At 38.9% G+C, this 12,225-nt stretch carries 12 protein-coding genes and 1 pseudogene; 12 read left to right on the top strand and 1 reads right to left on the bottom strand.

Translation table 11 applies throughout. The features are described 5' to 3' along the window. Positions 1 to 5 precede the first annotated feature (5 nt). The 11 genes and pseudogenes from NSU19_RS12210 to NSU19_RS12160 form a co-directional block, all read left to right on the top strand. Positions 6 to 1,106 carry a prephenate dehydrogenase gene (locus NSU19_RS12210; RefSeq protein ID WP_327859056.1) on the top strand — a complete coding sequence of 367 codons (1,101 nt, stop codon included), beginning with the start codon at positions 6 to 8 and terminating at the stop codon, positions 1,104 to 1,106. A 16-nt stretch (positions 1,107 to 1,122) separates the two neighbouring features. Next, a complete protein-coding gene (gene aroA, locus NSU19_RS12205) occupies positions 1,123 to 2,418 on the top strand; it encodes a 3-phosphoshikimate 1-carboxyvinyltransferase (protein WP_144598141.1) in 1,296 nt (431 codons plus the stop codon). A gap of 75 nt (positions 2,419 to 2,493) precedes the next feature. Then, a complete protein-coding gene (locus tag NSU19_RS12200; protein ID WP_144598142.1) occupies positions 2,494 to 3,405 on the top strand; it encodes a hypothetical protein in 912 nt (303 codons plus the stop codon). A gap of 21 nt (positions 3,406 to 3,426) precedes the next feature. Next, positions 3,427 to 4,692, top strand: coding sequence for a tetratricopeptide repeat protein (locus tag NSU19_RS12195; protein WP_144598143.1), 1,266 nt, complete (start codon positions 3,427 to 3,429; stop codon positions 4,690 to 4,692). A gap of 72 nt (positions 4,693 to 4,764) precedes the next feature. Continuing rightward, entirely contained in the window at positions 4,765 to 5,307 is a 543-nt protein-coding gene (locus NSU19_RS12190) for a ReoY family proteolytic degradation factor (protein ID WP_066251907.1), read from the top strand. Positions 5,308 to 5,390: 83 nt separating this feature from the next. Further along, positions 5,391 to 5,834: a YpiF family protein gene (locus NSU19_RS12185; protein WP_339192994.1), complete on the top strand. Its 444-nt coding sequence runs from the start codon at positions 5,391 to 5,393 to the stop codon at positions 5,832 to 5,834. Positions 5,835 to 5,974: 140 nt separating this feature from the next. After that, on the top strand, positions 5,975 to 6,487 hold the full coding sequence (locus tag NSU19_RS12180) for a ubiquinol-cytochrome c reductase iron-sulfur subunit (protein WP_063388569.1): 513 nt from the start codon (positions 5,975 to 5,977) through the stop codon (positions 6,485 to 6,487). A gap of 3 nt (positions 6,488 to 6,490) precedes the next feature. Continuing rightward, positions 6,491 to 7,165, top strand: a complete 675-nt coding sequence (locus tag NSU19_RS12175; protein ID WP_063388568.1) for a cytochrome b6 — start codon at positions 6,491 to 6,493, stop codon at positions 7,163 to 7,165. 64 nt (positions 7,166 to 7,229) lie between these two features. Next, positions 7,230 to 7,997: a menaquinol-cytochrome c reductase cytochrome b/c subunit gene (locus NSU19_RS12170; RefSeq protein WP_063388567.1), complete on the top strand. Its 768-nt coding sequence runs from the start codon at positions 7,230 to 7,232 to the stop codon at positions 7,995 to 7,997. Between the two features lie 848 nt (positions 7,998 to 8,845). Beyond that, on the top strand, positions 8,846 to 10,306 hold the full coding sequence (locus NSU19_RS12165) for an alanine/glycine:cation symporter family protein (RefSeq protein WP_339196707.1): 1,461 nt from the start codon (positions 8,846 to 8,848) through the stop codon (positions 10,304 to 10,306). A gap of 140 nt (positions 10,307 to 10,446) precedes the next feature. Continuing rightward, positions 10,447 to 10,570, top strand: a pseudogene (locus tag NSU19_RS12160) (IS200/IS605 family transposase); the annotation flags it as partial. Positions 10,571 to 11,044: 474 nt separating this feature from the next. On the opposite strand, the gene NSU19_RS12155 reads toward NSU19_RS12160, so the two are convergent. Next, on the bottom strand, positions 11,045 to 11,296 hold the full coding sequence (locus NSU19_RS12155; protein WP_339196705.1) for a hypothetical protein: 252 nt from the start codon (positions 11,294 to 11,296) through the stop codon (positions 11,045 to 11,047). Positions 11,297 to 11,622: 326 nt separating this feature from the next. Between NSU19_RS12155 and NSU19_RS12150 the strand changes: the two genes are divergently transcribed. Beyond that, on the top strand, positions 11,623 to 12,222 hold the full coding sequence (locus NSU19_RS12150; RefSeq protein ID WP_066251898.1) for a DUF1405 domain-containing protein: 600 nt from the start codon (positions 11,623 to 11,625) through the stop codon (positions 12,220 to 12,222). Positions 12,223 to 12,225 lie beyond the last annotated feature (3 nt).

Genomic DNA, 12,225 nt, shown 5'->3' with positions numbered 1-12,225 from the left:
TTTTTGTGGAAAAAGTTTTTATCATTGGTCTTGGTTTAATCGGCGGATCGATTTCACGTGCAATTAAGAAAGAGCATCCATCGGTTCAATTGGTCGGATATGATATAAATAACGATCAAGTGCAAATGGCAAAAAAATTGGGAATCATTGATCAATCAGCAGAATCTATTAAGGAAGGCGCTGAATCAGCGGACGTTATTATTATTTCAACTCCCGTTGAACAAACATTGAACGTTTTAACGTTTTTGGGAGAACTAAGCTTGAAAGAAGGAGTCATTATCACAGATGTCGGCAGCACAAAGAAAAAAATTGTCGATCATGCGAGCGTTTCTTTGCCGAAAACAGTAACATTTATTGGCGGTCACCCAATGGCGGGCTCACATAAATCAGGCGTTGCGGCAGCGAAAACTCATCTATTTGAAAATGCGTTTTATATTTTAACGCCTGGCAGCAACGAACGTCCGGAAAAAATAGAACAATTAAAAAAGCTTTTAAAGGGAACAAAAGCGCAATTTATTGTCATGACACCTGAAGAACACGATTCCATTACCGGGGTCATTAGCCATTTTCCGCATTTAATCGCGGCAAGCCTCGTCCATCAGGCAGAAAAGAAAGAAGAAATGTTTCCAATTATTAAGCGGCTTGCGGCCGGAGGATTTCGCGACATTACCCGAATTGCGTCAAGCAACCCGGTTATGTGGCGCGATATTATTGTTCACAACCATGATGTATTAATCGAGTTGTTTGATGAATGGATTCAAGAAATGAAGCAAATTAAACAATTCATTGAGAAGCTCGATAAAGAACAGCTTTATACATATTTTGAAAAAGCGAAGACATATCGAGACGGATTGCCTGAAAGGCAAAAAGGAGCTATTCCGTCCTTTTATGACCTTTATGTCGATGTTCCGGATTATCCGGGGGTTATTTCTGAAATTACCGGTTATTTAGCAAAAGAGGAAATTAGCATAACAAATATTCGAATTTTAGAAACGCGTGAAGAAATTTTTGGTGTTTTGCGCATCAGCTTTCAGTCGGATGAAGACCGGATGAAGGCGAAACAATGCATTGATCGCTACACGAATTATGAAACATATATACTGTAGTTGGGGTGATACAGATATGAATCAAGGGCTTGTTTTGACAAAAAAACATTCGCTGAATGGAACTATTGAAGTTCCCGGCGACAAATCGATCTCCCATAGGGCGGTTATGTTTGGGGCAATTGCGGAAGGAAAAACAACTATTCAAAACTTTTTAACTGGAGAGGATTGTTTAAGCACCATTTCATGCTTTAAAGAGATGGGGGTTTCGATCAAACAGGAAGGAACGAATGTAACAATTGAAGGGAAAGGATTTTCCGGACTGAAAGAACCTGTCAACATTTTAAATGTTGGGAACTCAGGCACCACGACAAGATTAATGCTGGGCATTTTAGCGGGACGTCCTTTTCATGCATGCATTATTGGGGATGAGTCAATTGCGAAAAGACCGATGGATCGTGTAACAGCTCCTTTAAGACAAATGGGAGCTCATATTGATGGACGGAATAACGGATCTTTTACCCCGCTGTCTTTGCGCGGCGGGAATTTAAAAAGCATTTATTACAAATCCCCAGTAGCGAGTGCTCAAGTGAAGTCATCGATTTTGCTTGCAGGTCTTCAAGCAGATGGAACCACAACAGTTGAGGAGCCGTATCAATCAAGAGATCATACGGAACGTCTTTTGTCAGCCTTTGGCGTCCATGTGAAAAAACAAAATTTGACCGTTTCGGTAGAGGGAGGACAAACATTAAAAGGCGCCAATATTTATGTGCCTGGTGACATTTCTTCCGCTGCTTTTTTCCTTGTTGCGGGAGCCATTGTTCCGGACAGTTCAATCAAGCTGAAAAATGTCGGCATTAACCCAACAAGAACAGGGATTTTAGATGTTTTAGAAAATATGGGTGCAGAGATCGAGATTATACCTACATTAGATTCTGCCGAACCGATGGCTGATATATCGATCAGGACATCTGAGTTAAAAGGAACCGAAATTTCAGGAGAGCTGATTCCGAGACTGATTGATGAAATTCCGATCATTGCCCTTCTTGCGACACAGGCTGAAGGAACGACAGTTATTAAAGACGCCGAAGAATTAAAGGTAAAAGAAACAAATAGAATTGATACAGTTGTCGGCGAGCTGAAAAAGCTTGGAGCGGATATTGAAGCTACAAACGATGGAATGATCATTCGCGGAAAAACAAAGCTGAAAGGAGGAACGAATGTTTCCAGCCATGGAGATCACCGCATCGGCATGATGCTCGCGATTGCCAGCACTATTTGTGAAGAACCTGTGGAATTAATGCAGCACGAGGCAGTCAGTGTATCCTATCCTGCTTTTTTTGACCATTTGAATTTGCTTTCCAAAACCATCTGAGTTTGTCAGATGGTTTTTGTCATATTTTTATCAACCTTTTCATAGCTTGTCTAAAAAAGCTATTGAGGTGGGAAAATGGCATATATTATTGATCAAATTCGTTTAATGGAAAACAATCAAATTGTGACGCGCTCAATACTCGTTGACGGAAATCAGTTTCGTTTTAAAGAAAAGCAATTAGATCAGTTTCGATTTATGAAAATGGACGGATCGCCCTATTTCATGACACCTGGCTTTGTCATGCTTGACCAAAACATTCAGCATTTAGAACAAAGCCATTCGTTCAAATTATATGTGAAAAATTTGATCCAAAAAGGCTGCACCTTTTTAATAGCTGCTGTTGATTTGCCGTTTGAAAGACAATGGGATGAAAAGAAAAAACATATTCGCAAAGTGATGATGAATTCGCCGATCGATTATGCGATCGCTGCAAAAATCCCAATCGACCGGCTGACTCCTTCAATCATCAGAATGCTAAAAAGAGAAAAAATTACTGTGATTATCGTGGAAATTAAACAGATTGCTGAGCTTGATGATGTTCCATGGGAATGGATTCGTGAGACTTTATTTCCAAAGCAAACTCCAATTTTTCCCCATTTTTCTTCAGAAGATCAATCCATCTTCCATCAGTTGAAAAGCAAATGGCAGCAAATTGTAAAAAAATATAAATTGCCATCATTGGAAGAATGTCCTGAAAACGGTGTCCCACTTACGAAAGAAGCATTAATGAAAATCGGTCTTTATCCGATTCGCGGCGAAATTTTAAGCGGAAGCAATGTTGATTATAATTTATTTCGGATGATCGATTTAGTTGAAGAAAATAATTATCTAGATTATTATAATCATAACCCAGAAGTGATCGTTCACAACGGAAGCGTTTTGAAAGCAGGAGAACAAATATTTTATAAACCAGGGTTCGGAAAAGAAGTGCAGCTGAATGCACCAGGACGCTTCAATATTTATTCGCAGCCAATAAACAAGTACTGAATTTAGAAGGGGAGTTTTAGGTTGAATAAAAAAATGAGCGAAGCCGTTCAATTAGTTGAAAGCGGCCAAGTGGAAAAAGGATTGAAAAAACTTTCATCCATTGAAAAAGAGTTAAATGATGAAGAAAAGTTTGAGCTTGCGGAAAAATATTTTCAATGGGGCAGGACAGATGAAGCGTTAAAAATAGCTGAGGAGCTGTCGCAGCTATACCCTGATGAATCTGCTATCACTCTTTTTTTGGCGGAAATATACATTGAGCTTGACGATGAAGAAAAAGCGATTGATCTGCTGAATGAAATTGATCAAGAAGATGAATCATATCCGCAAGCCCTTCTTCTTATGGCTGATTTGTATCAATTGCAAGGCTTATATGAAGTCAGTGAACAAAAGTTGAAGGAAGCCAAGAGAAGATTGCCTGAAGAGAAAGTAATTGATTTCGCATTAGCCGAGCATTATTTTCATCTCGGAAAATATCGTCAAGCAATCGACTTTTATAGAGTAGTCCTAGAGGAATTTGAAAATATAATGAATGTAAATATTCATAAACGAATAGGCGAGTCTTTATCTGCTTGCGGTGATTTTGAAGAAGCCCTTGCTTATTTTGAGAAAGCGGTGGAAGAAGAGGATTTGGACACATATTTCGCTTATGGGATGACAGCTTTAAATGCAGGCCAGACAAAAACAGCGATTGCACAATTTGAACGAATAAAGGAATTGGACCCTACCTACCACTCACTATATTTATATTTGGCCAAAAGCTATGAACAGGAAGGGATGGTGGAAAAAAGTTTTCAAATTGTTCAAGAAGGTTTGCAGGAGGATCCATTTAATAAAGAGCTTTATTTATTCGGCGGGAAAATTGCCTTAAAGCTCAAAGATGTAGACAATGCAGTAAAATTGTTAAAAAAAGCGCTGGAGCTTGATCCGGGTTATATAGAAGCAATCATAACACTTTCAGGAGTGTTGTTAAACCAAGGCAAATATATGGAAACGATCGAGATGTTGACGGAAATCGTAGAAAGACATGAAGAATATGATCCTCATTTTGACTTCAATTTAGCGATCGCTTATCATCGCACCGAACAGTACGAAAAGGCATTAAAGCATTATGAAAGTGCATATAATAATTTTAAAACAGACCCGGAATTTTTGGAGAATTACGCTTATTTTCTGCTTGAAGAAGGGGAGCGGGCAAAGGCTAGGAAGCTTTTTGAAAAAGCGCTGGAGCTTGATCCAGGCAACATTGAATATGAAAATATGCTGCTCGAATTGGAGGACAATTTTTAGGCGGAATTGGAAGGAATTCAACGCAACTATGTTGAATTTTTGAATTAGATGGAAAGCAGAGGAGGGTTAAAGATGAAAGCCCCTGTTTCTGTTAACGAGAAGAAAGAATTTATTCGCTGGTTTTTAAATCATTATCAGTTGAAAAGACGGGAATGCGTATGGATATTAAATTATTTAATGAGCCATGATTCATTAATGGAAAACGTCCACTTTGTAGAGCATGCCAAATTTTGTCCGAGGGGAATGGTCATGTCCACCCACTGTGTGGATGATGTTCCGTTTAGATTTTATAAAGAAAATGTGATGACAACAGATGCAGAAAAGTCTTTTCACGATATTCGCTTGAATAAAGATGAAGACTTGTATATCCAGTTAAACTTTCGCGCTCAATACCGTTCCCCGGAATATGCTGCCGTTTTAGTTGAAAATCCATATTTGCCTAAAGATATGCAAAGAAATGAGAAAGACCGATTGCTTGCGGAAAAAATTTTGGAGGAGTCAATTAAAAAATTTCAAAAAGAAAAACTCCTCCGCTTAATTGATGAAGCGTTGGATGCTCACGATGAAGAGGCGTTTCGAAAGCTTGTAAAACAATTGAACAATTTAGGATGTTAGGCAATGTGCACAGCATTGCTTTTTTATTTTGCTTATCAGTTTTATAATGAGTAAGGAAAAATAAAAAATAGGGGCTGAAATCAGTGAAATGGCAAATGGTTGATATCGATTCTTTTCTTCAATCAAGGGAGTACGTTGATACTGCAGTTGTTCCTCTCCTATCGGTATCTTTTGATGAGGAACTGAAAAGAAGTGCGTCAAAAGCAGATTTTATTAAGATTGTTTCACAGGAGCTTGAACGGCAGTTAAAGGGGCGGATCATGCTGTTACCTCCGTTTGTTTCTTTAAAAAATGACGACATTGATTTGGATAAACTGTTAAAAAAGTGGAAAGATACGATTAAACAGCATTTTCAGCATGTCATTTTTTTAACATGTGAAGAAAGATGGCGCAAAGAAGGTGATGAATTTATATGGATTCCGTCAATCCCAATAGAACATATGGATCAGGATGTAAAGCGAAAGGTTGTTCAGGACCAAATCGAACAAATTATGAACATTTTATTACAATATTGGAATCGAACCTAAAAACCCTTTCAATCCCTTGTTTCTAACGATATGATTATATTGACCTTCTACAAAGATTGATATATCATGAGTATGTCCTAGTTTTATATGTTTCTGTATATGTCCATTATGGACTAGCTTGAGATAGAGGGGGGAAAAAGATGAGCGAGAATAAACACCGTGTTTCAAGACGTCAATTTTTAAACTATACGCTAACGGGTGTAGGCGGCTTTATGGCTGCGGGCATGCTCATGCCGATGGTTCGTTTCGCTGTAGATCCTGTATTGCAGCCGAAAGCAGCTGGAGAATTTGTTAATACAAATGTAAAGGAATCAGACATTAAAGAAGAACCGACACGCGTTGACTTTACCATTAAACAGAAGGACGCGTGGCATGAAGCTGAAGAGCCAAAATCCGCGTGGGTTTATAAAAATGAAAAAGGAGAAATTGTTGCACTTTCTCCAATTTGTAAACACCTTGGCTGCACAGTAAACTGGAACGGGGATAAATCAAACCCTAACATGTTCTTCTGTCCTTGCCACGGAGGATTGTATGAGAAAAACGGCGACAATGTCCCTGGAACACCGCCTTCTGCTCCGCTGGATGAATATGAGTACAAAATTCAAGATGGATTTTTATATTTAGGAAAAGCTAAACCAAGAGGGGGGGCGTAATAAGTGCTCAACAAATTGTATGATTGGGTTGATGAACGGTTAGATATCACCCCTTTATGGCGCGATATCGCAGACCATGAAGTTCCCGAACATGTTAACCCAGCCCATCACTTCTCAGCATTTGTATACTGCTTTGGGGGTTTGACGTTTTTTGTTACAGTGATTCAAGTGCTGTCTGGCATGTTTTTAACGATGTATTACGTGCCGGATATTAAAAATGCATGGGAGTCTGTCTATTATTTGCAAAATGAAGTGGCGTTCGGACAAATTGTTCGCGGTATGCACCATTGGGGAGCAAGCTTAGTCATCGTCATGATGTTTTTACATACTTTACGTGTATTTTTCCAAGGAGCATACAAAAAGCCACGCGAGCTTAACTGGATTGTCGGTGTACTCATTTTCTTCGTTATGCTAGGTTTAGGTTTGACAGGCTATTTATTGCCTTGGGACATGAAAGCGTTATTTGCGACAAAAGTTACCTTGCAGATTGCTGAATCGACACCGCTTATTGGTGAGTACGTCAAAATTTTGCTTGCAGGGCATTCCGAAATTGTCGGTGCGCAAACATTGACTCGCTTCTTTGCGATTCATGTATTTTTCTTGCCTGCTGCATTATTCGGATTAATGGCAGCGCACTTCTTAATGATTCGCAAACAAGGGATTTCAGGTCCGCTATAAAATCCGGCTTATTCTTTTTTAGTAAGTTGTTCGTGGCGAACCGCTTAACAAAGGAGGGGAAACAATGCATCGCGGAAAAGGTATGAAGTTCGTTGGAGATTCTCGTGTGTCGGCTGAAAGAAAGCCGAACATACCGAAAGATTACTCCGAATACCCAGGGAAAACTGAAGCTTTTTGGCCCAACTTTCTTTTAAAAGAATGGTTAGTTGGCGCGGTCTTTTTAATTGGCTTTTTATGTTTAACCGTTGCCCATCCGTCACCGCTTGAGCGGGTTGCAGATCCTACGGATACTGGTTACATACCGCTTCCTGACTGGTACTTCTTATTTTTATACCAGCTTTTAAAATATTCTTATGCATCAGGTCCTTATACCGTTATCGGTGCAATCGTAATACCTGGACTGGCATTTTCTGCGCTACTTCTTGCTCCATTTTTGGATCGCGGGCCAGAACGCCGTCCGCATAAGCGTCCGGTTGCTGTAGGAATGATGCTGCTAGCTGTAGCTTCCATCGTTTATTTAACATGGGAGTCGGTTGAGCATACGGACTGGGAATTAAAAGAGGAACAAGGGAAAATTAAAGCGGAAGCTAAAATTGATACAAATTCGGAAGGATACAAAATATTTCAGGAACAAGGCTGCGTCTCCTGCCACGGTGATAACCTGCAAGGCGGAGCGGCTGGACCTTCTTTAGTTGATAACGGATTGTCTCCGGAAGAAGTTGCGAAAATTGCTAAAGAAGGCGTAGGAAGCATGCCTCCTGGAATCTTTAAAGGTACGGATGAAGAGTTGAAAGTATTAGCAGAGTTTGTTTCTAGTGTTACATCGAAATAAAAAGAGCTGACATCGCGTTTGTCTGTATAGCTTGTAGAGAAAGGAAGATTTTTTCTCTACAAGCTTTTTTATTGTCTTATCTCCATTGACTGTGAAACAACTCTAACAATTAAGTCAGCAAGATTGATGCGATTGTATTTTCTTTTTGTAGACTGGTAAATGAAAAAATAGAGGAGGTCAATCGCCTTTGTTGACGGCTTTCTATCCATTTACTATTTTTTGACAAAATGATAAAGAAGGAGGGCTAGGACACCTGCTTATTATACGTTTCTCCTGTACACTCTAAACAAGCCACGTGTTCTAAATCGGCATCGGTTTCTATAGCCAGTATGCAAAGGCATTTACTGTTTTGATTTTATGATTTGTGCCCTCTGCTCATGTGTAGGTATGGAGTGTCTGAAAGTATTCCATGATTGGGGTATTTGATAATTGAATTTTGAGCTGCTCCAATTATATATTTCACGATCATCGACACAACGATATCGTTTCACATAAACAATTCAAAACAACAGTTTATTTCATAAGGGTAATTCACAGATTTTCTGAACATTTGTGGTGAAAAAAGCCGTAAAAGGACAGTGTTCTTGCTAAAACCTTTTCTCTATTTAAACATTATAATGTGTTTCAAACATATGTTAAGTAACGACTTAAAATTCTGGAAATTCTAGTCGCACAGAAAATATGTTCAACCTCCTGATAATTGGTTGCATAGCACTAACATTCATTTCAAATAATTCAAAAATATTTTCTTTTTTGTGTTATTTCACAAAAATTAATGAAGAATCTATTATAAATATAAATGCTGAGCTATAATTACTCATAACATTAAAATAAGGGGGAATTTTTTTTTGGATGGTTTTATTGAAACATTGAGTGGGTGGCTTTGGAGTACGCCGATGATCGTATTTTGTATTGGAATCGGAGTGTTTTTTTCATTTATGACAAAATTTGCTCAAATACGATTGATCAAAGATATGGTTCAGCAAATGTTTAAAGGAAAAAGTTCCAAGTCAGGAATTTCTTCTTTTCAAGCATTGTCGATCGCATTATCGGGACGGGTCGGAACCGGGAATATTGCTGGTGTTGCTACTGCGATCGCATACGGTGGTCCCGGTTCAGTATTTTGGATGTGGCTAATTGCTTTTTTTGGTGCTGCTACGGCATATGTGGAATCGACACTTGGCCAAATTTATAAAGAAAAAGTGGATGGGATATACTGCGGAGGACCGGCTTATTATATTGAAAAAGGGTTAAATCGACGTTGGGCCGGAATGGTTTTTGCTGTGGCTGCGATTGTAGCAATGAGTGTTTTAATGCCGGGTGTTCAATCAAATGCCATTTCTTCTGGATTTAAAAAAGCATTCTCCGTTGATCCGACCGTAACAGGAATCATCTTAGTTGTACTATTGGGAGTGATTATTCTTGGCGGAGTAAAAAGAATCGCCAACGTCGCTCAATTAGTAGTGCCTTTTATGGCAATCGGATATATACTTATTTCACTTATCATTATTATCATGAATATTGAAGCAGTTCCTGGTGTATTTAAACTAATTTTCTCTAGTGCGTTTGGAGCTAATCAATTATTCGGAGGGATTTTAGGAAATGCGATTTCTTGGGGTGTAAAGCGTGGGATTTATTCAAATGAAGCTGGTCAAGGAACGGGGCCGCATGCTGCTAGTGCTGCCGAAGTTTCCCACCCGGCCAAACAGGGGCTCGTACAGTCATTTTCTATTTACATTGATACATTGCTTGTCTGTTCAGCAACAGCTTTTATGATTTTGTTTACAAATTCCTACAATGTGTATGAGACTGATCAAAAATCATTGCTTGTAAACAATATTGGAGAAACTGTTGAAGTGGGTACTGCTTATACTCAAATTGCAGTCGATTCCCAACTACCTGGATTTGGATCCCCCTTTGTAGCAGTGGCATTATTCTTCTTTGCATTTACAACAATAATGGCATACTATTATATTGCCGAGGTAAATATTATATATTTGTTTAAGAAAAAAAGTAAGAATATACCGATTCTTGTCTTAAAGTTAATTTTTTTGGCTGCCGTCTTTTACGGAACGGTTCGGACATCTGATATCGCATGGACTTTGGGAGATGTCGGACTAGGATTGATGGTATGGGTGAACTTAATCGGTCTCGTATTATTATTTAAACCGGCCATCAGGGCGTTAAAAGACTATGAAAATCAGAAAAAACAAGGTGTTGATCCGACTTATGATTCTACAAAACAGGGTGTAAAAAATGCCGAATTTTGGGCAGACGGGTATAAACATGAAAATGAAGAAAGATCCTAAAGATTGCGTACCAACAATAAGCCCTTTTTTAACGTAAATTGGCGAGAAGTCGCTCACCTTTATAGGCTGTGTGATGAATCGCCCTTTCTTTTCACTTGTGTTATGATCAGTTTATCAAAGGAAATGATCTTAATATAACATTGGGATTAGATAGTAATAATCATTCAGTGTTTTTCAGCATCGTAGACAATGATAGATGACGAAATATCAGAGTATGCAAACAGTACATTTGTTAGCATCGCTGAATCATATCACATGACTCTTTAGTCTTCCCTCCCGACTGTTAAGAGCTTCGGTATTCCTATGCGAAATTGTGGTAAACTCATTCTAGCCGGACGATCTTTGTTTCGCTTCTCCTCCAGGTCTGTTGATTAGCAAAATCTTTTATCAACCTGAGAATTCCTCGACAGCTGTACCGTACATTGCTGTACAACGGAAGAATTCTAAGTGAAACCGAGCAGTGCTGTATGCTCGATGAACGGGTTCACAGTAATCTTGTTTAAACCGCTCATAGCGGTTGTTGGAAAACAGTTTGATGAGAATCAAGTTCATTGGCTTCAAAATCGAAAGTCTCAATCCAGTCCATGGCAAACCTGCACTTAGCTTCTTTGATGTAATTTCCCATGGAACATCGTTTGTTGTAAAAACGCCACAAATTGAGCGCTTCCTACTCGAGGTTGGTGACGATTGGTGTGTATCGAAATCCGTATTAAAGATTAGATTTAGAGCATCTGGCCGTCATCCACCACCTGTGTTTGGCATTATGATCTCAACACGATGAGGGTTCTTCCAGAAGATCGCTTGGTAGGTGACCGTCATGCCTTCTTCATCATCGACGTACCATTTCCAGTAACGACAGGCGGCATCTTCCGCAGCGAGACGTTTCGTTGATGCTGGCAAGTCCTGTAGCGCTTTCTCAGGCTTGATTTTTCGAGGTGCTTGAGGAATATTTCGAATCTGCCGAAGTTGGTTGCATTTTGCGATGTACATTCGGTCTTGATTTTGTGGATAGGTGTGGTAGACTTCACCTTAAAGGTGCTCCTTTTTTGGTAGGTCATGTTCTTATCAAACAAAATTCTACCAAAGATGAGGAGCGCTTTCCTTATTTACAGAGAATGTTACTCTTGATAATCAGGATGAATATTGTTGCTATGGAAGACGATAAACTTATTTTTAAAATGCCTTCCTACCATTTAGTTTTTCAAAATATAAGGAACATTCCTGCAATGAAAAAAGAGTGTTTTCTTGGCATACATAGTACAGGGTGTCTCATGATCCATGACCCTGAATTCAATAAAACCAAGGAGTGAACTTGGATGGGTTGGTTATTTTTTGTATTAAGGCAGCGATCATTTTTATATTTGATGCTTTTAATCAATACAGCAGGAACAATTTATGGTTATATTTGGTATAAACAGCAGCTTTCCGAAACACCGCCACAGTTTATTGCGTTTGTTCCTGACAGTCCAACCGCTAGTTTGTTCTTTGTTTTCGTTTTGATTGGGTTTCTTGTTGGGAAGCATTTTAAATTGTTTGAAGCACTAGCGATGATTACGCTATTTAAATATGGAATTTGGGCGGTTGCCATGAACCTGTTTGTATATTTGGAAACGGGTGTTTTATCCATTTACGGAATGATGCTCATTTTGTCCCATTTAGGAATGGCAATAGAAGGGCTGTTGTATGCACCGTATTATCGGTTTGAAATGAAGCACTTGATGCTGGCCTCCATATGGACGCTTCACAATGAAATTATTGATTACGTTTTTGATATGATGCCTCAATATAGCGTTTTAAATCAATATTCTGCGCTAATCGGTTACTTTACGTTTTGGCTGAGTATTATTTCCATTGCGATCGCTTATTTTTTTGTTATAAAAAATCAAACATACAAATTTGAATTGAAAGAATTGTAAGAA

It is taken from the genome of Aeribacillus sp. FSL k6-2211 (genome assembly GCF_037966125.1).
GTDB classification, from domain to species: Bacteria; Bacillota; Bacilli; order Bacillales; family Aeribacillaceae; genus Aeribacillus; species Aeribacillus composti.
Note: the sequence above shows the minus strand (reverse complement) of the source record. Positions and strands in the feature narration are given on the sequence as shown.